We start from the raw sequence: 23,698 nt of genomic DNA on the forward strand, positions 1-23,698 counted from the left end.
AATTTCCAATGGCTTTAATCGCTCGAGCTCGCAAAAAGCGCAAGCCGGTTGCCGAGATGAACGTGGTGCCTTACATCGACGTGATGTTGGTACTGCTGGTCATCTTCATGGTGACCGCGCCGATGCTCAATCAGGGCGTGAAAGTTGATCTGCCCAAGGTTTCCAGCGAAGCCTTGCCGCAGGACAACAACACTCAGGTCCTGACCATTTCGATCAAGGCTGACAAGACCTACTACTGGAACCTTGGCAGCGAAGTCGACACCGATAAGCAGCAGGACAAGGCCATGACCTTGCCGCAAATGACCGAAGCCGTGAAAAAGATCATCGACGCCGGCAATGGTAACGGTAAGCGCACGCAGGTGTTCATTCGCGGTGACAAGACCGTCGATTACGGCTCCGTCATGGGCGCCATGGGCGGGTTGCAGAAAGCCGGGGTCGGTAATGTTGGCTTGATTACCGAGGCACCCTGATGCAGCAAATGCGAGAGCCGTCCGCCTCGGAAAGCTACTTCTGGCCTAGTGTCTGGGCGATTGTCTTGCACGTGCTGGTTTTCGGCATGCTGTTCGTCAGTTTCGCCTTCACACCGGAATTGCCGCCGGCCAAGCCGATTGTCCAGGCAACCCTGTACCAGCTGAAATCGAAAAGTCGGGCGACCACCCAGACCAATCAGAAGATTGCGGGTGAGGCGCAGAAATCTGCTGCGCGCCAGACCGAAGTCGAACAGATGGAACAGAAGAAGGTCGAGCAGGAAGCGGTGAAGGCTGCGGAACAAAAGAAAGAAGAAGCGGCTCAAAAGGCCGAGGAAGCCAAGAAGGCCGACGAGTCGAAGAAAGCGGAAGAGGCGAAAAAGGCTGATGAAGCCAAGAAAGCCGACGAAGCGAAGAAGACCGCCGAAGCCAAAAAGGCCGAAGAGAAACAATTGGCTGATATAGCCAAGAAGAAAGCCGAAGAAGAAGCCAAGAAAGCCGCTGAAGAAGAGGCCAAGAAAGCGGCCGCTGAAGAAGCGAAGAAAAAGATCGTCGAAGACGCGAAGAAGAAAGCCGCGGAAGACGCCAAGAAGAAAGCTGAAGCTGAAGAGGCGAAGAAGAAAATCGCCGACGAAGCGAAGAAGAAAGCTGCTGCCGATGCCGCGAAGAAAAAATCGCAGGAAGCGGCACGTAAATCCGCCGAAGACAAAAAGGCCCAGGCCCTGGCAGATTTGCTTTCCGACACGCCGCAGCGCCAGCAGGCCTTGGCCGATGAGCAGGGTGACGAAGTCGCCGGCAGTTTCGATGATCTGATTCGTGTTCGTGCGGCGGAAGGCTGGGCTCGTCCACCTTCGGCACGCAAAGGCATGACGGTCGTGTTGCAAATCGGCATGTTGCCGGACGGTACGGTGACTTCGGTCAGCGTGGCCAAGTCCAGTGGCGATGGTCCGTTTGACGCTTCCGCTGTAGCGGCGGTCAAGAACATTGGACGTTTGACAGAAATGCAGGGAATGAAGCCGAGTGATTTCGCTCCGTATCGTTCATTCAAGATGACATTCACACCTGAGGATCTAGCCTTGTGAAAAACCTTCTTCGAGGAATGCTTGTCGTTATCTGCTGCCTGGCAGGGATAGCGGCAGCCGATGAAAAAAACATTCTGGTCACCAGCGGCAGTGATCGGGCCACTCCGATCGCAGTAGTGCCGTTCGGCTTCCAGGGCGGCAGCGTGCTGCCGGACGACATGGCTGAAATTATCGGTAACGACCTGCGCAACTCGGGTTACTACTCGCCGATTCCGAAACAGAACATGATCAGCCAGCCAAGCCAGGCCAGCGAAATCATCTTCCGTGACTTCAAGGCGGTGGGTGCCCAGTACGTCATGGTCGGCAGCATTGTTCCGGCGGGCGGTCGCCTGCAGGTGCAATACTCGCTGTTCAACGTCGCGACCGAACAGAAAGTAGCGGACGGCAGTGTCTCGGGCAGCGTCGAGCAACTGCGCGACATGGCGCACTACATCTCCGACCAGTCGTTCGAAAAGCTCACCGGTATCAAAGGTGCGTTCTCGACACGTCTGCTGTACGTGACGGCCGAGCGTTTCTCCGAGAAGAACACTCGCTACACACTGCAACGTTCGGACTATGACGGTGCCCGTGCCGTGACGCTGCTGCAATCGCGTGAGCCGATTCTGTCGCCGCGTTTTGCACCGGATGGCAAGCGCATTGCCTACGTGTCGTTCGAGCAGAAGCGTCCGCGCATTTTCATGCAGAACATCGACACCGGTCGCCGCGAGCAGATCACCAACTTCGAAGGCCTGAACGGTGCGCCAGCCTGGTCGCCGGATGGCAATCGTCTGGCATTCGTGTTGTCGAAAGACGGTAACCCGGACATCTACGTGATGAACCTGGGTTCGCGTCAGATCACCCGCGTCACCAATGGTCCTGGCATCAACACCGAACCGTTCTGGGGCAAGGATGGTTCAACCATCTACTTCACCTCCGACCGAGGCGGTAAACCACAGATCTACAAAACCAGCGCAGGCGGTGGTGGTGCGGAGCGTGTGACCTTCATCGGTAACTACAACGCCAACCCTAAACTGTCGGCCGATGAAAAGACCCTGGTGATGATTCACCGCCAGGATGGTTTCACCAATTTCAAGGTGGCGGCCCAGGATTTGCAGCGAGGTAGTGTAAAGATCCTCACTGATAGCACTCTGGACGAGTCACCTACTGTTGCGCCCAACGGCACCATGGTAATCTACGCCACCCGCCAGCAGGGCCGGGGAGTCTTGATGCTCGTGTCCATTAATGGACGCGTGAGGCTCCCGCTTCCTACCGCACAAGGCGAAGTCAGAGAACCGTCCTGGTCCCCTTACCTGAACTGACGCGGCGCTACACGTTGTACTTAACACACTGGGGTTCATTAGGAGTTTCACGATGGAAATGCTGAAGTTTGGTAAATTTGCTGCGCTGGCTCTGGCCATGGCTGTAGCTGTAGGTTGCTCGTCCAAAGGCGGCGACAACGCCGGTGAAGGCGCTGTTGATCCAAACGCTGGTTACGGCGCTAACACTGGTGCTGTTGACGGCTCCCTGAGCGAAGAAGCTGCTCTGCGCGCAATCACCACCTTCTACTTCGAATACGACAGCTCGGACCTGAAGCCAGAAGCCATGCGCGCTCTGGACGTTCACGCCAAAGACCTGAAAGCAAACGGCGCTCGCGTTGTTCTGGAAGGCAACACCGACGAACGTGGTACTCGTGAGTACAACATGGCACTGGGCGAGCGTCGTGCGAAAGCCGTTCAGCGCTACCTGGTACTGCAAGGTGTATCCCCAGCTCAGCTGGAACTGGTTTCCTACGGCGAAGAGCGTCCAGTTGCTACCGGCAACGACGAGCAGTCCTGGGCTCAAAACCGTCGCGTCGAACTGCGTAAGTAATTCGTCATGCGAACGTGCCGTCGTGCTGTAACTGTTCTGGCTCTCAGCCTCGCACCGCTTGCGGTGTGGGCTGCGGTTCCTGTGGTCGAGGACAACTCCGGTTATAACAATAGCGGGAGCAGTTATCCGCCTGCAGGTTACGGTACGAACGGCGCCTATGCCGGGGGAGGGGTTTCGGCCCCTGTCTCGGCACAGGGCGAGCTGTTCAACCAACTGCAATCGATGCAGGAGCAGATCTCGCGCCAACAAGGCATCATCGAAGTTCTGCAAAATGATGTAGCGCGCATGAAGCAAGAGAACCTGGAGCGATATCAGGATCTTGATCGGCGCATAGGAACCGGCGTTGCACCAGCCGCGACTCCTGATAATTCTTCCGCCGGTGGCAATTTGAATGCCCCCGGTGCGGCAGCCGGCGCAGGTGCGGGAGCGGTAGCCGCTCAAGCCCCAGCTCCGGCCGCAGGTGGTGAGCCGGCTGACCCTGCGAAGGAAAAACTGTATTACGATGCAGCCTTCGACCTGATCAAAGCCAAGGATTTCGACAAGGCCAGCCAGGCTTTCTCCGCATTCCTGCGCAAATACCCCAACAGCCAATACGCGGGCAATGCCCAGTACTGGTTGGGTGAAGTGAACCTGGCCAAAGGCGATCTGCAAGGTGCGGGTCAGGCATTCGCCAAGGTTTCGCAGCTGTACCCCAAGCACCCCAAAGTGCCTGATTCGCTGTACAAGCTCGCTGATGTAGAGCGCCGTCTCGGTCATACCGACCGGGTCAAAGGTATTCTGCAACAGGTCGTGTCCCAATATCCGGGCACTTCCGCCGCTCAGCTGGCGCAACGCGACTTGCAGCGTATGTAAGCCTGTTTGACCGTTTTGAAGAAACCCGCGCTTGTCGCGGGTTTTTTCGTTAGAATTCATGCCCTTTTTATGAAACACGCTTTTTGGGATCTGCGCGTTGGCGGGGTTCCTTGAAGTGCCTGACGGAGGCGGACAGCCTGTTTAGCTGTTACGCCCGTGGCGACTATGCAAGACACATTGAGAATCACCGAAGTTTTCTACTCGTTGCAGGGTGAAACGCGGACTGCCGGGCTGCCCACTGTTTTTGTGCGCCTGACCGGTTGCCCATTGCGTTGCCAATACTGCGACAGCGCCTACGCGTTCACTGGCGGCACTATCCGCACTCTCGACGATATCCTCGAGCAAGTGGCTGGTTTTCGCCCACGTTACGTCTGTGTCACGGGTGGCGAACCTCTGGCGCAACCGAATGCCATCCCCTTGCTCAAGCAGTTGTGTGACGCCGGCTACGAAGTGTCGCTGGAAACCAGTGGCGCCCTGGATATCTCGGCGGTCGATCCACGGGTCAGTCGCGTCGTCGACCTGAAAACCCCTGGCTCGAAAGAAGCACACCGTAACCGTTACGAGAACATTGAACTGCTCACGCCCAACGATCAGGTGAAGTTTGTCATCTGCTCGCGGGAAGACTACGACTGGGCTGTGTCCAAGCTGATCCAGTACGGTCTTGACCGGCGTGCCGGCGAAGTCCTGTTCTCGCCAAGTCACCACGATCTGAATGCGCGTGATCTGGCGGAGTGGGTGGTGGCGGACAATCTGCCAGTGCGTCTGCAATTGCAGCTGCATAAATATCTTTGGAATGACGAGCCGGGGCGCTGAAATGATGGAGCAACTGAACACTGTGGAAAAACGTGCGGTCATCCTGCTGTCCGGTGGTCTCGACTCGGCGACGGTCGTGGCCATGGCCCGTGCCGACGGTTATAGCTGCTACACCATGAGCTTTGATTACGGTCAGCGCCATCGTGCCGAACTGCATGCCGCCGAGCGTATTGCTCGTGACCTGGGTGTGGTCGAGCACAAGGTGATCGGCCTGAACCTGAACGGCATCGGCGGCTCGGCCCTGACCGACAGTTCCATCGACGTACCGGAAACGCCGAGCGAAGGCATTCCGGTGACTTACGTGCCGGCGCGCAATACTGTGTTTCTGTCCCTGGCGCTGGGCTGGGCCGAAGTGCTGGGCGCGCGTGACATCTTTATCGGTGTAAACGCGGTGGATTACTCCGGGTACCCGGATTGCCGTCCCGAGTTCATCGAAGCCTTCGAACGCATGGCCAATTTGGCGACCAAGGCCGGAGTCGAAGGGCAGGGCTTCCGTATTCAGGCGCCACTGCAGAACCTGAGCAAGGCGCAGATCGTTCAGGCGGGCGTGAAACTTGGCGTCGATTACGGGCTGACCGTTTCCTGTTATCAGGCGGACGATAACGGCCGTGCCTGCGGTAAATGCGACAGCTGCCGTCTGCGTGCAGAAGGCTTCGCTGCGGCCGGCGTTACGGACCCAACCCCTTATTTCTGATTTATTTCAAATTAGGTGTTGAATAACCTTTAAAAATCAGTATTATACGCGCCACCACACAGCGGGTCGTTAGCTCAGTTGGTAGAGCAGTTGGCTTTTAACCAATTGGTCGTAGGTTCGAATCCCACACGACCCACCATTTTTTGCTGTTTTAAAAGTCTGGAAGGCCCACGCAAGTGAGGATTTCCGGATTTTTTTTTGCCCGCGATTTGGGGTCGTCTCAGTCCGGGTGACGCAGGTCAGAATCATCTTTTGCATCAACGGGATATTCTGTAGCCTTGCGCAGCTTCAACGCTGTCCACGCCTGATGAATACTCACTTTCCCGGCGGTACCCCGAAGGGTCCGGAGCCGGGTGTATACTCGACTTTCGCGCGAAAGCGCCTGCAGGTCTTGCGAACATGACGCAGATTTCCGAACGCCTTCTGGTTCAAGCCCATCTCGATGCCAAGCAGCCCAAGCCGCTGACGGCCGAGGAGGAGGCTTATTACCGCACTGCCATTGCCGCCGAGCTCAAGGCTCAGGACGCGGTGCTGGTTGCCCACTTCTATTGCGATCCGGTCATTCAGGCCCTGGCCGAAGAAACCGGTGGCTGTGTCTCCGACTCGCTGGAGATGGCTCGCTTCGGCAATGCCCACCCGGCCAAGACCGTGGTGGTCGCCGGTGTGAAATTCATGGGCGAGACCGCGAAAATCCTCAACCCTGAAAAACGCGTGCTGATGCCGACCCTGGAAGCGACCTGCTCGCTGGACCTCGGTTGCCCGGTGGACGAGTTTTCGGCGTTCTGCGATCAGCACCCGGAACGCACGGTGGTGGTGTATGCCAACACCTCGGCGGCGGTCAAAGCCCGGGCGGATTGGGTGGTGACTTCCAGCTGCGCGCTGGAAATTGTCGAAAGCCTGATGGATAACGGCGAAACCATCATCTGGGGGCCGGACAAGCACCTAGGCACTTACATTCAGCGCAAGACCGGCGCCGACATGCTGCTGTGGGACGGTGCCTGCATCGTCCACGAAGAGTTCAAGGCCAAGCAACTCGAAGACATGAAGGCGCTGTACCCGGATGCGGCCATTCTGGTGCATCCGGAGTCGCCGACCGCAGTGATCGAATTGGCCGATGCGGTGGGTTCCACCAGTCAGCTGATCGCTGCTGCGCAAAGCCTGCCGAACAAGACCCTGATCGTCGCGACCGACCGTGGCATCTTCTACAAGATGCAGCAGCTGTGCCCGGACAAGGTCTTCATCGAGGCGCCAACGGCCGGTAACGGCGCAGCGTGCCGCAGTTGCGCACATTGCCCGTGGATGGCGATGAATACCCTTGAGCGCACGCTGAAGAGCTTGCGTGAAGGGACCAACGAGATCTTCGTTGACCCGGCGTTGATTCCGCAGGCGATTCGGCCGTTGAAGCGGATGCTTGATTTCACTCAGGCGGCGCGGATGAAGTTGGCCGGCAACGCCTAACACTTACTGTGGCGAGAGCTGTTGTGGCGAGGGAGCTTGCTCCCGTTCGGTTGCGCAGCAGCCGCATTTGGGGGCGCTTCGCACCCCAGCGGGAGCAAGCTCCCTCGCCACAGTTACTTGGTTTTCTTTGGAATGCGTACGAGCTGGGTGTTGGAATAGATGTCATGCCAGCTGCGCTTCTGCTTGTCGAACAGCGACCAGAAGAACCCCAGCCCGAGGCATAGCCAGGACGCGATCGACACCACAAAGCGCAACAGTGCCTGCCACAGACTGATGGATGAACCGTCGGCGTTTTGCACACGAATGCACCACACCTGCATGCCCAGGGTCTGGCCCGACCAGGTCCAGAACTTGGCGAAGAAGCCGAACAGCACGAACAGCAGCACCGTCGACAGCAGTGGATCACCGTCCAGCGCGCCGGCTTCGGTCAGGGTGCGCATCTGGTCTTCGCCGATAATCGCCATCTGGATCATCTTGTAGATGCCGCTGGTGACGATCAGCAGGGCGGTGCACAACAGGAAGTCGTAGAACATCGCTGCCAGGCGACGGCCCAGGCCGACGGCGGGAAAGTCGCCCTGTGGGTTGAGCAGGTGTTTCGACATGGCGGCCTCTGAGCGGAAAAAGAAGCCATTTTACGGATTTACGCGCACAAAAAAGCCCCTGATGTCAGCCATCAGGGGCTTTTTCGTTACAGAAGGATCAGGCTTCTGCTTGTACTTCGTCAGCCTGCATGCCTTTCTGGCCTTGCACAGCAACGAAAGTCACTTTCTGGCCTTCTTTCAGACTCTTGAAGCCGTTGCCCTGAATAGCGCGGAAATGTACGAACAGATCCGGACCGCTTTCTGGAGTGATAAAACCAAAACCTTTCTCGTCGTTAAACCACTTGACGGTACCGCTCTGACGTTGGGACATTTCTTATTTCCTTTGACGCAAAAATGAATGACAGTCTCCTTCTCGTGAAAGAGTACTGGGGCTGGTTGCAGGAAAGTAAGAAGACGTCGAACGGGATGTAGCTAACTTGTAGGCTACTGCCCAGGTCACGATTCCAAGCGACCCATGCAAACACAGTGAACAAACTCTACGCCAACTACGGGAGAAAAAACAAGCCCTGCGAAGGCCCGGATTTCCTCAGGTTGATTGCAGTTAGAGGGCGCACTAGTGCAGGCTTATTCGATAGCGTTGTCCAATTGTTTTCGATCGTTATAAGTAGTGTTCATAAACGAAGCGCACGCACTATTTTATGGCGGTTGCGTTACAGATTAGTGCACTGTTAACGCAACCGCGTTACTTATAGAAACAGTCAATCAACCGCGATAGTAGCGTTGTGGAACGAATGGCATTTTGCTTACAAGCAAAGGCACCTTTTTCCCACGCACAATGGCCCAAACCGGCGTATCCAAAACGATATAAGCACTGTCGAGATAACCCATGGCCAACGGACCGCCTAGGGTGGGGCCGAAGCCGCCGCTGCACACGCTGCCGATGATGTCGCCGGCTTCGTTGACGATCTCGGCGCCTTCGCGCACGGGCGTGCGTTCTTGCGGTAGCAGGCCCACGCGCTTGCGGCTGACACCGGCCTGCTGTTGCGCAAACACGGTTTCAGCGCCTGGGAAGCCGCCGGCCCGCGCGCCATCGGCACGTCGAGGCTTGGAGATGGCCCACAGCAGGCTTGCTTCGATCGGCGTGGTGTCGGTGTTCATGTCATGGCCGTAGAGGCACAGGCCGGCTTCAAGGCGCAGGGAGTCGCGAGCGCCGAGGCCGATGGCCGCCACTTCCGGTTCGGCCAGCAGGGCGCGAGCCAGCGCTTCGGCATTGGCCGCCGGCACGGAAATTTCGAAGCCGTCTTCACCGGTGTAGCCCGAACGGCTGACAAAGCAGTCCACGCCCAATAGTTTCACGCGGGTGAACTGCATGAAGGTCATCTTCGCAACTTCCGGCGCCAGGCGGGCGAGCACGGTGACGGCGGCCGGGCCTTGCAGAGCGAGCAGGGCACGCTCTTCGAACAGCGGTTCGATGCTGCACTGGCCGCCGATGTGCTGGCGCAAGTGAGCCAGGTCCTGATCCTTGCAGGCCGCATTGACCACCAGGAACAGCTCGTCGTTACCCAGGTTGGCGACCATCAAGTCGTCGAGGATGCCACCGGCCTCGTTGGTGAACATAGCGTAGCGCTGCATGCCCACCGGCAGGTCGATGATGTCCACCGGCACCAGGGTTTCCAGGGCTTTGGCGGCGTTGGCGCCGGTCAGGCGGATCTGGCCCATGTGCGACACATCGAACAGCCCGGCCTGGTCACGGGTGTGCTGGTGTTCTTTCATCACGCCCAACGGGTATTGCACTGGCATGTCATAGCCGGCGAACGGCACCATGCGGGCGCCGAGTTCGAGGTGCAGTGCGTGCAGCGGGGTTTTCAACAGTTGTTCGGTGGACATATACAGCTCCTGAAAAAGTGTGCAGATGCGCGTGAGCATCAGCACTCGATAATGTTGACCGCCAAACCGCCACGGGCGGTTTCCTTGTATTTGCTTTTCATGTCGGCGCCGGTCTGGCGCATGGTGCGGATGACCTTGTCGAGGGAGACGAAGTGCTGACCGTCGCCACGCAGGGCCATGCGCACCGCATTGATGGCCTTGACCGAACCCATGGCGTTGCGCTCGATGCAAGGCACTTGCACCAGCCCGCCAATCGGGTCGCAGGTCAGGCCGAGGTTGTGTTTCATGCCGATTTCGGCCGCGTTTTCCACTTGCTGCACCGTGCCACCCAGCACTTCGCACAAGGCGCCGGCGGCCATGGAGCAGGCGACGCCGACCTCGCCCTGGCAGCCGACTTCGGCACCGGAGATCGAGGCGTTTTCCTTGTACAGAATGCCGATCGCGGCGGCCGTCAGCAGAAAACGCACCACGCCGTCTTCGTTGGCCCCGGGGATGAAGCGCATGTAGTAATGCAGCACCGCCGGGATGATTCCGGCTGCACCGTTGGTAGGTGCGGTGACCACGCGTCCGCCGTTGGCGTTTTCCTCGTTGACCGCCAGGGCGTACAGGTTGACCCAGTCCAGCACCGACAGCGGATCGCGCAGCGACGATTCCGGGTTGTTGCACAGTTGCCGATGCAGCGCCGCAGCCCGACGTTTGACCTTCAGTCCACCGGGAAGGATGCCTTCGTTGCGGCAACCGGCGGCGACGCAGTCTTGCATCACTTGCCAGATCTTCAGCAAACCGGCACGAGTCTCCGCTTCCGGACGCCAGGCACTTTCGTTGGTCAGCATCACCTGACTGATCGACAGGCCGTAGGTGCTGCAGTGACCGAGCAGGTCCTTGGCGCTTTTGAACGGGAAGGTCAGCGGTGTGGCGTCTTCTACGATGCGGTCGGCGCCGGCGGCATCTTCATCGACCACGAACCCGCCACCGACCGAGTAATACTCACGGCTGCGCACCTGCAGACCCGCCGCGTCGAACGCGCGAAAGATCATGCCATTGGGGTGATAGGCCAACGGTTTGCGGATCATCGCCAGGTGTTCTTTCTCGTTGAACGCAATGCTGTGTTCGCCGAGCAGGTTCAGGCGACCGTTGCCGCGAATCTCTTGCAGGCGGGCGGCGATGGTTTCGGTGTCTACGGTGTCCGGGTGTTCACCTTCCAGGCCCAGCAATACGGCCTTGTCGCTGCCGTGGCCTTTGCCGGTGGCGCCGAGCGAGCCGTAAAGCTCGACTTTGACGCAGGTGGTTGCCGCCAGCAGCCCTTCACGGCGCAGACCTTCGGCGAAACGTGCAGCCGCACGCATCGGGCCGACGGTGTGGGAGCTGGAGGGGCCGATGCCAATCTTGAACAGGTCGAACACGCTTAACGACATGGTTGTTCTCCGGTTTCTTGTTATAGGAATTGGCGGAAATCTTTTGACTAAATACGATCCTGTGGGAGCTGGCTTGCCTGCGATGATGGTAGGACAGTCAGCATCTCAGTCGCCTGATACACCGCCATCGCAGGCAAGCCAGCTCCCACAAGTGTTGTGGTGTTCTTGAAAGGGGGGCGAGCGAACCCGCCCCCTATAGATCAAGCGTAGCTTTCGATCGACGGGCAGGCGCAGACCAGGTTGCGATCGCCAAACACGTTGTCGACGCGACCGACCGGTGGCCAGTACTTGCATTCGATCAGCGACGCTACCGGGTAAACCGCTTGCTCACGGCTGTACGGATGCGTCCACTCGCCGACGATTTCCGCGGCAGTGTGCGGAGCGTTTTTCAGCGGGTTGTCGTCCTTGTCGAGCGTGCCGTTTTCCACCGCGCGGATTTCTTCGCGGATGCGGATCATGGCGTCACAGAAGCGGTCCAGTTCTTCCTTGGATTCGCTTTCGGTCGGTTCGATCATCAACGTGCCGGCCACCGGGAACGACATGGTCGGGGCATGGAAGCCGAAGTCGATCAGGCGCTTGGCCACGTCATCGACGCTGATGCCGCTGCTGTCTTTCAACGGACGCAGGTCGAGGATGCATTCGTGCGCCACCAGACCGTTGCTGCCGGTGTACAACACTGGGTAATGCTCTTCGAGGCGACGGGAAATGTAGTTGGCATTCAGGATCGCCAATTGCGAAGCACGCTTGAGACCCGCGCCACCCATCATTCGAATGTACATCCAAGTGATCGGCAGAATGCTCGCGCTGCCGAACGGTGCCGCGCAGACCGCGCCTTCCTTGCGTTCCATCTGCGCGTGGCCCGGCAGGAACGGCGTCAGGTGGGACTTGACGCCAATCGGGCCGACGCCCGGGCCGCCACCGCCGTGGGGGATGCAGAAGGTTTTGTGCAGGTTCAGGTGGGACACGTCGCCGCCGAACTTGCCGGGTGCGCAGAGGCCGACCATGGCGTTCATGTTCGCGCCGTCGATGTACACCTGGCCGCCGTTGTCGTGAATGATGCCGCAGATTTCGCGGATGCCTTCTTCGAACACACCGTGGGTCGACGGGTAGGTGATCATCAGCGCGGCGAGGTGTTCGCGGTGCTCGATGGCCTTGGCGCGCAGGTCTTCGATGTCGACGTTGCCGCGGGCATCGCAGGCGGTCACGACCACACGCATGCCAGCCATGTTGGCGGTGGCCGGGTTGGTGCCGTGGGCGGACGAGGGGATCAGGCAGATGTCGCGACGGTCTTCGCCACGGCTCTGGTGGTAGGCACGGATCGCCAACAGACCGGCGTACTCGCCTTGCGAGCCGGCGTTCGGTTGCAGGGATATCGAGTCGTAACCGGTGGCGGCGCAGAGCATTGCTTCCAGCTCATCGGTCAGCTGCTGATAGCCGGCGCTTTGCTCGGCCGGGGCGAATGGGTGCAGGGCGCCGAATTCAGCCCAGGTCACCGGGATCATTTCGCTGGCGGCGTTGAGTTTCATGGTGCAGGAACCCAGCGGGATCATGGTGCGATCCAGGGCCAGGTCCTTGTCGGCGAGTTTGCGCAGGTAGCGCATCAGCTCGGTTTCCGAGTGATAACGGTTGAACACCGGGTGGCTGAGGATCGGCGATTGGCGAACCAGCGCTGCCGGGATGCGGCTTTCGACCGAGGCGGCGAGAGCTGCGAAGTCCGGCAGTGCCTTGCCGTTGGCCAGCACGCTCCACAGGGTTTCGACGTCGGCCTGGCTGGTGGTTTCGTCCAGGGACAGACCCAGACGTTCGCCATCGACCACGCGCAGGTTGATCTTCTGAGCACGAGCCTTGTCGTGCAGAGCTGCAGTTTGCGCGCCGGTCTTAATCGTCAACGTGTCGAAGAAGTTTGCTTGCTCGACGCCGAGGCCCAATGCGCTCAAGCCTTTGGCGAGGATCGCGGTCAGGTGATGAATGCGCTTGGCAATCTGCGTCAGGCCTTTCGGGCCGTGGTACACGGCGTACATGCTGGCGATGTTGGCCAACAGTACCTGTGCGGTGCAAATGTTGCTGGTGGCTTTCTCGCGGCGGATATGTTGTTCGCGGGTCTGCATGGCCAGGCGCAGGGCCGGCTTGCCGAAACGGTCCACGGAAACGCCGACCAGACGGCCCGGCATGTCGCGCTTGAACGCATCCTTGGTGGAGAAGTAAGCCGCGTGCGGACCACCGAAGCCCAGCGGCACGCCGAAACGTTGGGCGCTGCCGATGGCCACGTCGGCGCCGAATTCGCCCGGCGGGGTCAGCACGGTCAGGGCCAGCAGGTCAGCGGCAACCGCGACCAGCGCATTAGCTGCGTGGAGGCGCTCGGTCAGTTCGCGGTAGTCGAACACGTCCCCGTTGCTGGCCGGGTATTGCAGCAGGGCGCCGAAGAATGCGCTGACGTCGGTCAGTTCGCGCTCATCGCCCACCACCACGTCGATGCCCAACGGCTCGGCACGGGTGCGCAGGACGTCGAGGGTCTGTGGGTGGCAGTGAACCGATGCGAAGAACGCGTGGCTGCCTTTGTTCTTGCTCAGGCGTTTGCAGAAAGTCATGGCTTCGGCAGCGGCGGTGGCTTCGTCGAGCAGGGAGGCGTTGGCGATCGGCAGGCCAGTCAGGTCGCTGATCAGGGTCTGGAAGTTCAGCAGCGCTTCGAGACGGCCTTGGGAAATTTCCGGCTGGTACGGGGTGTAAGCGGTGTACCAGGCCGGGTTTTCCAGCAGATTGCGCAGGATCGGCGACGGCGTATGGCAGTTGTAGTAGCCCTGGCCGATGTAGGTCTTGAACAGTTGGTTCTTGGCGGCGATGGCTTTGATCGACGCCAGTGCATCGGCTTCGCTCAGGCCGTCTTCCAGACCCAGAACGCTGGTGCCCTTGATGCTGTCGGGAATGACGCTGGCGCTCAGGGCTTCCAGGGAGTCAAAGCCCAGGCTGTTGAGCATGGCTTGCTCGTCGCCTGCACGCGGGCCGATGTGGCGCGCGATGAATTCGTTGGCAGTGTCGAGATTAATTTGAGTCATGTCGCGCTCCTCAGGCTTCGGCGTTGGCTTTGATCAGACGGTCGTAAGCGTCTTGATCCAGCAGTTGGCCGACAGCCGAGGCGTCGGTTGGCTGGAAGCGGAAGAACCAGCCTTCGCCCAGCGGATCTTCGTTGACCAGTTCAGGGCTGCTGTCCAGCGCCGGGTTCACTTCCAGCACTTCACCGTTCAATGGCATGTACACACCGCTGGCGGCTTTTACCGATTCCACGGTGGCGGCTTCAGCGCCTTTGTCGTAGGACTGCAGCTCAGGCAGTTGTACGAAAACCACGTCGCCCAGTGCGTTCTGCGCGAAAGCGGTGATGCCGACCGTGACGCTGCCGTCAGCTTCGGTGCGCAGCCATTCGTGATCTTCAGTAAAACGCAACTCGCTCATGGAAACTCCTAAGGGGGCCAGACTCGTCTGGTGGACGCGATTGAATGCTTGGGCAATGCCCTGATTTATGAGGGGTTACTTAGCAAAATCGCGGCCAATGTTATTTATTCTTTATAAATCAATGAGTTATTTTGTTTTGCGAAAAGCTGAAATGGACTGGCTGTAGCGAAATCGATACAGCCAAGACTGAAGAAAAAAGCTGAGGTGGATCAAAGCCTTGCACAGCGGTGATCAGGAGAGGGTGTAGCGATATCGTTCCGCTGTAGCGCTTTCAGTACAGATAGAGGTCGCTTTTGAGTTGAGCAAATGATCGTTCCCACGCTCCGCGTGGGAATGCCTCTAGGGACGCTCCGCGTCCAGTGACGCGGAGCGTCACGGGCTGCATTCCCACGCAGAGCGTGGGAACGATCAATACAGCTAGTCCGGTACCGAAGCCTTACGGCTTATTGGGAATACCGTACTTGCGCAACCGATGGGCAATCGCGGTGTGGGAGGTTTGCAGGCGGCTGGCCAGTTGGCGGGTCGAGGGGTAGCTGACGTAGAGTTTTTCCAGCAAGGTTTTCTCGAAATCTTCCATGGCCTGTTCGAGGCTGTCGACCTCGCTGTCGCTCTGGCGCGCCACGGAGGTGCCGGCGATGTCGAGGTCGCCGATGTCCACCAGGCTGCTTTCGCAAATCGCCGCGGCGCGGAAGATCACGTTCTGCAATTGCCGCACGTTGCCAGGCCAGCGGTTGCCGAGCAGCGCCGGATAAGTGCCGGGAGCCAGGCGACAGACCGGGCGCTGGATCTGCGCGCAAGCCTGCTGCATGAAGTAACGCGCCAGCAGCAGAATGTCCTGACCGCGCTCGCGCAACGGCGGAACTTCGACATTCAGCACGTTGAGGCGATAGAACAAGTCTTCGCGGAAGGTGCCTTCGCTGACCATTTTTTCCAGATCGCGGTGAGTCGCGCTGAGGATCCGCACGTTGACCTTCACTTCGCGATCGCCACCGACCCGGCGGAAGCTGCCGTCGTTGAGAAAGCGCAGCAATTTGGCCTGCAAGTACGGCGACATTTCACCAATCTCGTCGAGAAATACCGTGCCTTGGTTGGCCAGTTCCATCAGCCCCGGTTTGCCGCCCCGTTGTGCGCCGGTGAAGGCGCCGGGGGCGTAGCCGAACAGTTCGCTTTCGGCGAGGTTTTCCGGCAGTGCCGCGCAGTTCAAGGCCAGGAACGGCGAACTGTGGCGGGCACTGATGGCGTGGCAGGCGCGAGCCACCAGTTCTTTGCCGGTGCCGGTTTCGCCCTGAATCAGTAACGGTGCATCAAGGGCCGCGACTCGCTGGGCGCGTGCCTTGAGCGTACGAATCGCCGGGGATTCGCCGAGCAGGGCATCGAAACCTTCGGCGTGATCGTGGTGCAGCGCCGAAAGACGTTCACCGATGCGGTTCGGTTGATACAGGGTCAGCAGGGCACCGGCGTCGGTGATCGGCGTGGCGTCCAGCAGCAGGGTCTGGCCGTTGACGGTTATCTCCCGCAGCGGCAGGCGAAAGCCGTTTTCCAACAACGCGTCGAGCAGCGCCGGATCGGAAAACAGCTCGCTGATGCTTTCACCTGCCGGTTCTCGGCCGTACAGGGCAATCAGCGCCGGGTTGGCTAGCAGCACCTTGCCAGCGCTGTCGAGGGCCAACACCGGGTCGGTCATGGCGGCGAGCAACGCATCGAGCTGCAAGTGACGGCGCTGGCCGGGAAGAATGTCGACCACCGTCACCGCTTGCACGCCGCGCACGCTGAACAGCGCGTCGCGCAGCTCTTCGAGCACTGCCGGGCTCAAGGTCGGGGCGTCGATGTAGACGTTGGGCGGGACCATTTCCACCGCATCCAGATTGAGATTGCGCCCACCGAGCAGGGCCAGGACTTCCTGGGTGATTCCGACGCGGTCGATGAAACTGACGTGGATGCGCATGGGGCGGTTGGGTTCTGGAGTGCGGAGGGTGGCAAGTATGCCTTGGGGCGGGTCTTAGGTGAAATGGCGTTCTAATTGTAGGAGCGAGGCTTGCCCGCGAAGAGGTCATCGAGATCGCTAAAAGCTTCGCGGGCAAGCCTCGCTCCTACAGGTCGTGTGTCGCGGTCTTTCAGTCGACATCCATGGCGAATGAAAATCCGTCATCGCGAGCAGGCTCGCTCCCACAAGGTCAGTGGGTTATTCGAAGTTCTCGAGGTTTACCGGGTCGCCGGATTTCATATCCAACTGCTTGCGGATGTCTTCAAACATTAAATCGTAATGCTTGTGAACCGAGCCGATCTGGCTGTGTGTCTTCGGGATTCCGTACTTCTCGGCGATTTTCGTCACGTTGTTGGCGAAGTTGTAAGCCTCCTCCTTGGGCAGAAAGAAGGTCTCCGTCATGTCCTTTCCCTGCATGCTGCCGTGCATGGTGAACAGTATCCCTTTGCCTTTCCTGGGATCCTGCGCGACCTCATAGTCGAGGTGCACGTTGTAGTTGACATCATCCGGGGTCAGCGCGTGGCGCTCGATGTGCAGATGACCGGGCTCGAACATTGCCATTGGCGTCTCTCCTTACAAGTAAGTTATGCCAGCTGTCGCCGTAGTGATACGCGTGCCGGCCTTGCCCTGGACGATCGCTTCGATGTCCGAGAGTGAACCGATCACCGCGGTTTTTCCAGTATGGCGGGCGAACTCGCAGGCCGCCTGGACCTTTGGTCCCATGGAACCGGCCGCGAAGCCGAGTTTTTCCATGTCGTCCGGGTGGGCCTGGGCGATGGCTTTCTGGGTGGGTTTGCCGAAGTTGATGAACGCCGCGCTGACGTCGGTGGCAATTACCAAGAGTTCGCTTTCAAGTTGTTCGGCCAGCAACGCCGAGCACAGGTCTTTGTCGATCACCGCTTCCACACCCTGCAATTTACCGTCGGCGCCGTACATGGTCGGGATGCCGCCACCGCCAGCGCAAATCACGATGCTGCCTTTGTCCAGCAGCCACTTGATCGGGCGGATTTCGAAGATGCGTTTGGGTTTCGGGCTGGCCACCACGCGCCGGAATTTGTCGCCATCCGGGGCGATCGCCCAGCCTTTTTCGGCGGCGAGTTTCTCTGCGTCGGCCTTGGTATAGACCGGGCCGATGGGTTTGCTGGGGTTCTGGAACGCCGGGTCGTTGGGGTCGACTTCGACCTGGGTCAGCAGGGTGGCGAGCGGGACTTCGAAGTCCAGCAGGTTGCCCAGTTCCTGCTCGATGATGTAGCCGATCATGCCTTCGGTTTCGGCACCGAGCACGTCCAGCGGGTAAGCGGAAACCTGGGTGTAGGCCGCCGCCTGCAACGACAGCAGCCCGACCTGCGGACCATTGCCGTGAGCGATCACCAGTTGGTTGCCGGGATGGATCTTGGCGATCTGTTCGGCGGCGACGCGGATGTTGGCGCGCTGGTTGTCCGCGGTCAGGGGTTCACCCCGGCGGAGCAGGGCGTTACCGCCCAGAGCAACGACGATACGCATAATGCAGTCCTTTCAAGAGTTCAGTGATCCCCGTAGGGGTCAAGTCATGAGCCTCAGATATCCGCCAGCGCCGACACCAGGATCGCCTTGATGGTGTGCATGCGGTTTTCCGCTTGCTCGAAGGCGATGTTGGCCGGCGATTCGAAGACTTCTTCAGTCACTTCAACCCCGTTGGCCAGGTGCGGATAGCGCGTGGCGATGTCTTTGCCGACCTTGGTTTCACTGTTGTGGAACGCCGGCAAACAGTGCATGAACTTCACGCGCGGGTTGCCCGAAGCCTTCATCATGTTGGCGTTGACCTGGTACGGCAGCAGTTGCTCGATGCGCTCATCCCACGCTTCCACCGGCTCACCCATCGACACCCAGATGTCGGTATGGATGAAGTCCACGCCCTTGACCGCTGCTTTCGGGTCTTCGGTGATGGTGAGACGCGCGCCGCTTTCGGCGGCGAAGGCCTGGCACTGATCGATGAAGTCCTGATGCGGCCACAGCGCTTTCGGCGCGGCGATGCGCACATCCATGCCGAGTTTGGCGCCGATCATCAACAGCGAATTGCCCATGTTGTAACGGGCGTCGCCCAAATAAGCGTAGCTGATGTCGTGCAGCGGTTTGTCGCTGTGTTCGCGCATGGTCAGGGTGTCGGCGATCATTTGCGTCGGGTGGAATTCGGCGGTCAAACCGTTGAATACCGGCACGCCAGCGAACTTCGCCAGCTCTTCGACGATTTCCTGTTCGAAGCCGCGATACTCGATGGCATCGAACATCCGCCCCAGTACGCGGGCGGTGTCTTTCATGCTTTCCTTGTGGCCGATCTGCGACGACACCGGGTCGATGTAGGTGACGTGGGCGCCTTGGTCATGGGCCGCGACTTCGAAGGCGCAACGGGTGCGGGTCGAGGTTTTTTCGAAGATCAGCGCGATGTTCTTGCCTTGTAGGTGCGGACGCTCGGTGCCGGTGTATTTGGCGCGCTTGAGGTCACGGGACAGGTCCAACAGGTAATTCAGCTCGCGAGTGGTGTGGTGCATCAAACTCAGCAGGCTGCGATTGCGCATATTAAAAGCCATGATTGGATCTCCTTTGGTCTCGGTTATCCCCCGGGCCGCGCTGGGTAAGCGGCGGCCAGGGTTTGAAAGTTAATAGTCAATAGGGTCACGAATAATCGGGCAGGTCATGCAGTGGCCGCCGCCACGCCCGCGACCCAGTTCACCGGCGCTGATGGTGATGACCTCGATGCCGGCCTTGCGCAGCAGGGTGTTGGTGTAGGTGTTGCGGTCGTAGCCGATCACCACGCCTGGTTCCACCGCCACCACGTTGTTGCCGTCGTCCCATTGCTCGCGTTCGGCGGCGAAGCTGTTGCCGCCGGTTTCGACGACGCGCAGCGCCTTCAGGTTGAGGGCCTTGGCCACAGTGTCGAGGAAGCTGGTTTCTTCGCGGCGAATGTCGACACCGCCCGGTTTGCTTTCATCAGGGCGCACGCTGAAGGCGACGATCTGGTTCACCACTTCCGGGAAAATGGTCACAAGGTCGCGGTCGCAGAAGCTGAACACGGTGTCCAGGTGCATCGCTGCGCGGGACTTAGGCAGGCCGGCGACGATCACCCGTTCGACCGCTTTATTCTTGAACAGGTTGACCGCCAATTGACCGATGGCCTGGCGGGACGAGCGCTCGCCCATGCCGATCAATACCACGCCATTGCCGATCGGCATCACGTCGCCGCCCTCAAGGGTGGCGCTGCCATGGTCCTGGTCCGGATCGCCGTACCAGATCTGGAAGTCGGCGTTGGTGAATTGCGGGTGGAATTTGTAGATAGCGGTGGTCAGCAGGGTTTCCTGACGACGTGCCGGCCAATACATCGGGTTCAATGTCACGCCACCGTAGATCCAGCAGGTGGTGTCGCGGGTGAACTGGGTGTTGGGCAGCGGCGGCAAGATGAAGCTGGAGTGACCGAGAAATTCGCGGAACATCTGAATGGTCTTGCCGCCAAAGCTGTCCGGTAAGTCATCGGCGGAAACGCCGCCAATCAGGAATTCAGCGATCTTGCGCGGCTCCAGGCTACGCAGCCAGGAACTGGTTTCGTTGACCAGGCCCAGGCCCACCGAATTGGCGGTGATCTTGCGCTCCAAGATCCAGTCCAGCGCTTCAGGAATCGCGACGATGTCGGTCAGCAGGTTGTGCATTTCCAGCACGTCGACGTTGCGCTCGCGCATTTTGGTGACGAAGTCGAAGTGGTCGCGCTTGGCCTGGGCGACCCACAGCACATCGTCGAAAAGCAGCTCATCACAGTTGTTCGGGGTCAGCCGCTGGTGGGCCAGGCCGGGGGAGCAAACCATGACTTTGCGCAGTTTGCCGGCTTCGGAATGGACGCCGTACTTAACTTTTTCCGTGGTCATTACGTGTTCCTCCAGATGAAAACAATCGGGTGCTTACAGAGTCAGGAAGCCGGCATACAGCCCATAGGCCGCCACCAGGGCGCCCGCGATGACGGCGGCGAAAATCAGCTTCTCGACGTTGGTGAAAACCGGTTTGTTGACTTCAAGCCTGGCCTTGGCGAACAGGATCGCGCCGGGGGCATACAGCAGGGCGGAGAGCAGCAGGTATTTGACGCCGCCGGCGTACAGCAGCCAGATCGCATAGATCAGCGCGATGCCGCCGATGATCAGGTCTTTGCTGCGCTCGGCCGCGGCGTTTTCATAGCTCTCGCCGCGTACCGCCAGCAGCAGGGCATAGGCCGCCGACCACAGGTACGGCACCAGAATCATCGAGGTGGCGAGGTAGATCAGCGACAGGTAAGTGCTGGCCGAGAACAGTGTGATGATCAGGAACAGCTGCACCATCGCATTGGTCAGCCACAGTGCGTTGACCGGCACATGGTTGGCGTTTTCGCGCCGCAAAAAGGCCGGCATGGTGTGGTCCTTGGCGGCGGCGAACATGATCTCCGCGCATAGCAGCACCCACGACAGCAGCGCACCGAGCAAGGAAATGATCAGGCCGACGCTGATCAACACCGCACCCCAATGGCCGACCACGTGTTCCAGCACCGCGGCCATGGACGGGTTCTGCAGTTTCGCAAGTGCAGGTTGGGTCATGACGCCCAAGGACAGCACGTTCACCAGCACCAGGAACAGCAGCACGGTGATGAAACCAATCACCGTGGCTTTACCCACGTCGCTGCGTTTTTCCGCTCGTGCCGAGAAAATGCTCGCGCCTTCGATGCCGATGAACACCCACACGGTGACCAGCATCATGTTGCGCACCTGGTTCATCACACTGCCCAGGTCCGGGTTTTTCACGCCCCAGATGTCGGCGGTGAAGATCTCCAGTTTGAAGGCGAACACGGCGATCAAGACGAACAGCAGCAGCGGCACGACCTTGGCCACGGTGGTCACCAGGTTGATGAACGCCGCTTCCTTGATCCCCCGTAAAACCAGAAAGTGCACCGCCCAGAGCAGCACCGAAGCGCCGATCACCGCGGCAGGAGTATTCCCCTCTCCAAATAGCGGGAAGAAGTAACCGAGGGTGCTGAACAACAGAACGAAGTAACCCACATTGCCCAACCAGGCGCTGATCCAGTATCCCCAGGCGGACGAGAAACCCATGTAGTCGCCGAAACCTGCCTTGGCGTAGGCATAGACGCCGCCATCCAGATCAGGTTTGCGGTTGGCCAGGGTTTGAAACACGAAGGCGAGGGTCAGCATGCCCACCGCACTAATCGCCCAACCGATAAGAACCGCACCGACGTCTGCACTGGCGGCCATGTTCTGGGGCAAAGAGAAGATTCCGCCACCAATCATTGAACCAACCACTAAAGCCACGAGCGCGCCGAGTTTCAGTTTTTCGGGGGATTCAGACATTGCATGACTCCAGTGCAGGAGAAGAGAGACAACAGAATAATTCTGTTCGCCATTCAATCAGCTGACATAGATCAGTGCATGGGCACATTCCATTGTTAATGAAAGACTTATGAATTTTTCTCGGGCATAACAGTATGGCTGGAAAAGCCCTGTTTACCGGTCTTTTCCAGAGCAGGCAGGCGTAATAGATATTGCATGGGTTTTGAAATTAGTTCGTTTCTGTGGTTTCGCAAATATTTTGATAGATCGAAGCTATAGATTGTTCGGCTATAAATAACAGGCGTGATGGGCGTTAATTAATAAACGTTATTTCGTTTTATCTATTTAGTTAAAAACAACTACGTGATGATTTCACGGTGCTGGTCGCATCGGCCGCATTTGAGAAAAAGGGACTCGATGATTGGCGGCGGGATTTTCTCTTTACCGCAGCTACTGTCGTTGTGATGCGGTATCTGCGGTGGTTGTTCGGGCCGCTTCGCGAGCAAGCTATCTGACAGTCACCACCATTGTGCGCGATGGGAACCCAATTCCCCGGCCGGCAGCGCCCACTGCAGCGGTGTCCCGGTGATCTTCAACGGCACCTGCAACCGATGGGCCGGGCCCCAGGGTGTCTGCTCAACCAACATGCCTTGATCGTTGTCATCCTCTGCCCGCAACGGCTCATTTGTTCCGGCGCCATGCTCGATCAATAGCTTCGCCGTGCGTGCCAGCGACAAGCGCGCAGAGCCACCGTGCCCCAATAGCTTGATCGCACTGGCTGCCATCAAATACCCGGTGGCGTGATCAAGGGCCTGAACCGGCAGCGGGGTCGGTTTATCCGCCTTTTTCCATCGCATGCCCGCCTCAGCAATCCCGCTGCTCATCTGCACCAGGCTGTCGAAGCCGCGGCGGTTCTGCCATGGGCCGCTCCAGCCGTAAGCGTTGAGGCAAACATCGATCAGGCCGGGGGCCAGTGCCTGGCGTTGGGCGATGCCGTAACCCAGGCGTTCCAGTGCATCGGCGCGGTAGCCGTGGAGCAGAATGTCGGCGTCCTTGAGCAGGCTTTCGAACACCGCTCGATCAGCGTTGTCGTGCAGATCCAGGCGCGCACAGCGTTTGCCCAGGGTGACTTCCGGCACCACGCCCGGTTCGTTCCAGGTCGGTGGATCGATGCGCAACACATCGGCGCCGAGCCCTGCGAGGAAGCGGCTGGCGATCGGGCCGGCGAGCACTCGCGTGAGGTCCAGCACTTTGATTCCGGCCAGCGGTTGCGCCACCGAACCTTGCCACGGTTTGGCGTTTTGGTTGCCGTCGACGCTGAACTGAACCAGCGGTTCGGCGTTCACGGCCCGACCTTGGGGGTGTGCCTGCCATTGCTGCCAACTGCGCATCTCGGCGGCGCAACCACCGGCCTCGATCACGGCTTGTTCCAGATCGCTTTTGGCCCACTGAGCCACCTTGCTCGCCATCGCCGCGCGGTCGGCACAGGCGCCAAGGACTGATTCGGCAGCAGCGCGGTGATGGGGCGCGTTGGTGTGCAGGCGGATCCAGCCGTCCTTGGTCGCGTAGTCGCCAGCGACTGGGTCCCACAACGGCGGGACGCTCCAGCCCATGGGGCGGATCGAGGTGGCGAACCAGAACGACGCCAGGCGGCGGTCGACTTCAAGGCTGGGCAAACGAGTGGTTTGCCGATGCAGCAGTTCGCTGGCCGCCTGGCCGGCAGCGGCAATGCTGGCGCAGGCCAGATCAGTCACGGCAAACGCCGAGGGCAGGGCGCCGTTCGAGGTGAATGGAATTGGCGTGTGAGGCAAGCCGAGTGCGGCTTGAATGGACGTGAGTAAATCAGTCATCGAAGGCCCTCCGGAGCGAGAGCCCG

21 protein-coding genes and 1 tRNA gene are annotated in these 23,698 nt (G+C 59.4%); 9 read left to right on the forward strand and 13 right to left on the reverse strand.

All coding sequences use genetic code 11. The annotated features are described in order from the left end of the window. The first annotated feature begins 17 nt into the window (after nucleotides 1-17). From tolR to nadA, 9 genes are all read left to right on the forward strand, one after another. Nucleotides 18-470 (forward strand): protein TolR, encoded by a 453-nt coding sequence (gene tolR / locus LOY38_RS07130; RefSeq protein ID WP_258700677.1) that lies wholly within the window; start codon nucleotides 18-20, stop codon nucleotides 468-470. Further along, nucleotides 470-1,549 carry a cell envelope integrity protein TolA gene (gene tolA, locus LOY38_RS07135; protein ID WP_258699407.1) on the forward strand — a complete coding sequence of 360 codons (1,080 nt, stop codon included), beginning with the start codon at nucleotides 470-472 and terminating at the stop codon, nucleotides 1,547-1,549. Before tolR ends, tolA begins: the two co-directional genes overlap by 1 nt. Further along, a complete protein-coding gene (tolB, locus tag LOY38_RS07140) occupies nucleotides 1,546-2,847 on the forward strand; it encodes a Tol-Pal system beta propeller repeat protein TolB (RefSeq protein WP_408980570.1) in 1,302 nt (433 codons plus the stop codon). Before tolA ends, tolB begins: the two co-directional genes overlap by 4 nt. Before the next feature lie 52 nt (nucleotides 2,848-2,899). After that, nucleotides 2,900-3,397 carry a peptidoglycan-associated lipoprotein Pal gene (pal, locus tag LOY38_RS07145; RefSeq protein WP_003178634.1) on the forward strand — a complete coding sequence of 166 codons (498 nt, stop codon included), beginning with the start codon at nucleotides 2,900-2,902 and terminating at the stop codon, nucleotides 3,395-3,397. Nucleotides 3,398-3,403: 6 nt separating this feature from the next. Continuing rightward, nucleotides 3,404-4,249 (forward strand): tol-pal system protein YbgF, encoded by an 846-nt coding sequence (ybgF, locus tag LOY38_RS07150; protein ID WP_258699408.1) that lies wholly within the window; start codon nucleotides 3,404-3,406, stop codon nucleotides 4,247-4,249. A 165-nt stretch (nucleotides 4,250-4,414) separates the two neighbouring features. Then, the gene (queE, locus tag LOY38_RS07155) at nucleotides 4,415-5,062 is read left to right on the forward strand and encodes a 7-carboxy-7-deazaguanine synthase QueE (protein WP_258699409.1); all 648 of its coding nucleotides are present in this window, start codon (nucleotides 4,415-4,417) and stop codon (nucleotides 5,060-5,062) included. A gap of 1 nt (nucleotide 5,063) precedes the next feature. Further along, entirely contained in the window at nucleotides 5,064-5,756 is a 693-nt protein-coding gene (gene queC / locus LOY38_RS07160; RefSeq protein WP_258699410.1) for a 7-cyano-7-deazaguanine synthase QueC, read from the forward strand. A gap of 63 nt (nucleotides 5,757-5,819) precedes the next feature. Then, nucleotides 5,820-5,895 (forward strand) — tRNA-Lys (locus tag LOY38_RS07165). Nucleotides 5,896-6,155: 260 nt separating this feature from the next. Further along, nucleotides 6,156-7,214, forward strand: coding sequence for a quinolinate synthase NadA (nadA, locus tag LOY38_RS07170; RefSeq protein ID WP_007934679.1), 1,059 nt, complete (start codon nucleotides 6,156-6,158; stop codon nucleotides 7,212-7,214). A 113-nt stretch (nucleotides 7,215-7,327) separates the two neighbouring features. Here nadA and LOY38_RS07175 read toward each other — a convergent pair whose 3' ends face one another. The 13 genes from LOY38_RS07175 to LOY38_RS07235 all read right to left on the reverse strand — a co-directional run bounded on the left by LOY38_RS07175 (nucleotide 7,328) and on the right by LOY38_RS07235 (nucleotide 23,672). After that, nucleotides 7,328-7,816, reverse strand: a complete 489-nt coding sequence (locus tag LOY38_RS07175) for an RDD family protein (RefSeq protein ID WP_258699411.1) — start codon at nucleotides 7,814-7,816, stop codon at nucleotides 7,328-7,330. Nucleotides 7,817-7,913: 97 nt separating this feature from the next. Beyond that, nucleotides 7,914-8,126 (reverse strand): cold-shock protein, encoded by a 213-nt coding sequence (locus LOY38_RS07180; protein ID WP_003175786.1) that lies wholly within the window; start codon nucleotides 8,124-8,126, stop codon nucleotides 7,914-7,916. Between the two features lie 392 nt (nucleotides 8,127-8,518). After that, a complete protein-coding gene (gene gcvT / locus LOY38_RS07185; protein ID WP_258699412.1) occupies nucleotides 8,519-9,643 on the reverse strand; it encodes a glycine cleavage system aminomethyltransferase GcvT in 1,125 nt (374 codons plus the stop codon). A gap of 38 nt (nucleotides 9,644-9,681) precedes the next feature. Further along, nucleotides 9,682-11,058 carry an L-serine ammonia-lyase gene (locus tag LOY38_RS07190; RefSeq protein ID WP_258699413.1) on the reverse strand — a complete coding sequence of 459 codons (1,377 nt, stop codon included), beginning with the start codon at nucleotides 11,056-11,058 and terminating at the stop codon, nucleotides 9,682-9,684. 200 nt (nucleotides 11,059-11,258) lie between these two features. After that, a complete protein-coding gene (gene gcvP / locus LOY38_RS07195; protein ID WP_258699414.1) occupies nucleotides 11,259-14,111 on the reverse strand; it encodes an aminomethyl-transferring glycine dehydrogenase in 2,853 nt (950 codons plus the stop codon). A gap of 10 nt (nucleotides 14,112-14,121) precedes the next feature. Continuing rightward, the gene (gcvH, locus tag LOY38_RS07200; RefSeq protein ID WP_258699415.1) at nucleotides 14,122-14,505 is read right to left on the reverse strand and encodes a glycine cleavage system protein GcvH; all 384 of its coding nucleotides are present in this window, start codon (nucleotides 14,503-14,505) and stop codon (nucleotides 14,122-14,124) included. A 436-nt stretch (nucleotides 14,506-14,941) separates the two neighbouring features. After that, nucleotides 14,942-16,450, reverse strand: coding sequence for a sigma-54-dependent transcriptional regulator (locus LOY38_RS07205; RefSeq protein WP_258699416.1), 1,509 nt, complete (start codon nucleotides 16,448-16,450; stop codon nucleotides 14,942-14,944). 237 nt (nucleotides 16,451-16,687) lie between these two features. After that, complete coding sequence (locus tag LOY38_RS07210) at nucleotides 16,688-17,050, reverse strand: DUF5064 family protein (protein ID WP_258699417.1); 363 nt, start codon at nucleotides 17,048-17,050, stop codon at nucleotides 16,688-16,690. A 12-nt stretch (nucleotides 17,051-17,062) separates the two neighbouring features. Beyond that, nucleotides 17,063-17,992, reverse strand: coding sequence for a carbamate kinase (gene arcC, locus LOY38_RS07215; RefSeq protein WP_258699418.1), 930 nt, complete (start codon nucleotides 17,990-17,992; stop codon nucleotides 17,063-17,065). Between the two features lie 53 nt (nucleotides 17,993-18,045). After that, nucleotides 18,046-19,056 carry an ornithine carbamoyltransferase gene (locus LOY38_RS07220; RefSeq protein ID WP_258699419.1) on the reverse strand — a complete coding sequence of 337 codons (1,011 nt, stop codon included), beginning with the start codon at nucleotides 19,054-19,056 and terminating at the stop codon, nucleotides 18,046-18,048. Nucleotides 19,057-19,125: 69 nt separating this feature from the next. Then, nucleotides 19,126-20,382, reverse strand: a complete 1,257-nt coding sequence (arcA, locus tag LOY38_RS07225) for an arginine deiminase (protein WP_258699420.1) — start codon at nucleotides 20,380-20,382, stop codon at nucleotides 19,126-19,128. A gap of 33 nt (nucleotides 20,383-20,415) precedes the next feature. Next, nucleotides 20,416-21,843 (reverse strand): arginine-ornithine antiporter, encoded by a 1,428-nt coding sequence (gene arcD, locus LOY38_RS07230; protein WP_258699421.1) that lies wholly within the window; start codon nucleotides 21,841-21,843, stop codon nucleotides 20,416-20,418. A 497-nt stretch (nucleotides 21,844-22,340) separates the two neighbouring features. Beyond that, nucleotides 22,341-23,672, reverse strand: coding sequence for a CoA transferase (locus tag LOY38_RS07235; protein ID WP_258699422.1), 1,332 nt, complete (start codon nucleotides 23,670-23,672; stop codon nucleotides 22,341-22,343). Between the last annotated feature and the right edge of the window lie 26 nt (nucleotides 23,673-23,698).

Source organism: Pseudomonas sp. B21-015, from assembly GCF_024749285.1.
Lineage (GTDB): Bacteria > Pseudomonadota > Gammaproteobacteria > Pseudomonadales > Pseudomonadaceae > Aquipseudomonas.

Excerpts from the sequence above, each read along its gene's own strand:
- tolA (WP_258699407.1), top strand. The coding sequence starts at position 470 with ATGCAGCAAATGCGAGAGCCGTCCGCCTCGGAAAGCTACTTCTGGCCT.
- pal (WP_003178634.1), top strand. The coding sequence starts at position 2,900 with ATGGAAATGCTGAAGTTTGGTAAATTTGCTGCGCTGGCTCTGGCCATG.
- ybgF (WP_258699408.1), top strand. The coding sequence starts at position 3,404 with ATGCGAACGTGCCGTCGTGCTGTAACTGTTCTGGCTCTCAGCCTCGCA.
- queE (WP_258699409.1), top strand. The coding sequence starts at position 4,415 with ATGCAAGACACATTGAGAATCACCGAAGTTTTCTACTCGTTGCAGGGT.
- queC (WP_258699410.1), top strand. The coding sequence starts at position 5,064 with ATGATGGAGCAACTGAACACTGTGGAAAAACGTGCGGTCATCCTGCTG.
- nadA (WP_007934679.1), top strand. The coding sequence starts at position 6,156 with ATGACGCAGATTTCCGAACGCCTTCTGGTTCAAGCCCATCTCGATGCC.
- LOY38_RS07175 (WP_258699411.1), bottom strand. The coding sequence starts at position 7,816 with ATGTCGAAACACCTGCTCAACCCACAGGGCGACTTTCCCGCCGTCGGC.
- LOY38_RS07180 (WP_003175786.1), bottom strand. The coding sequence starts at position 8,126 with ATGTCCCAACGTCAGAGCGGTACCGTCAAGTGGTTTAACGACGAGAAA.
- gcvT (WP_258699412.1), bottom strand. The coding sequence starts at position 9,643 with ATGTCCACCGAACAACTGTTGAAAACCCCGCTGCACGCACTGCACCTC.
- LOY38_RS07190 (WP_258699413.1), bottom strand. The coding sequence starts at position 11,058 with ATGTCGTTAAGCGTGTTCGACCTGTTCAAGATTGGCATCGGCCCCTCC.
- gcvP (WP_258699414.1), bottom strand. The coding sequence starts at position 14,111 with ATGACTCAAATTAATCTCGACACTGCCAACGAATTCATCGCGCGCCAC.
- gcvH (WP_258699415.1), bottom strand. The coding sequence starts at position 14,505 with ATGAGCGAGTTGCGTTTTACTGAAGATCACGAATGGCTGCGCACCGAA.
- LOY38_RS07205 (WP_258699416.1), bottom strand. The coding sequence starts at position 16,450 with ATGCGCATCCACGTCAGTTTCATCGACCGCGTCGGAATCACCCAGGAA.
- LOY38_RS07210 (WP_258699417.1), bottom strand. The coding sequence starts at position 17,050 with ATGGCAATGTTCGAGCCCGGTCATCTGCACATCGAGCGCCACGCGCTG.
- arcC (WP_258699418.1), bottom strand. The coding sequence starts at position 17,992 with ATGCGTATCGTCGTTGCTCTGGGCGGTAACGCCCTGCTCCGCCGGGGT.
- LOY38_RS07220 (WP_258699419.1), bottom strand. The coding sequence starts at position 19,056 with ATGGCTTTTAATATGCGCAATCGCAGCCTGCTGAGTTTGATGCACCAC.
- arcA (WP_258699420.1), bottom strand. The coding sequence starts at position 20,382 with ATGACCACGGAAAAAGTTAAGTACGGCGTCCATTCCGAAGCCGGCAAA.
- arcD (WP_258699421.1), bottom strand. The coding sequence starts at position 21,843 with ATGTCTGAATCCCCCGAAAAACTGAAACTCGGCGCGCTCGTGGCTTTA.
- LOY38_RS07235 (WP_258699422.1), bottom strand. The coding sequence starts at position 23,672 with ATGACTGATTTACTCACGTCCATTCAAGCCGCACTCGGCTTGCCTCAC.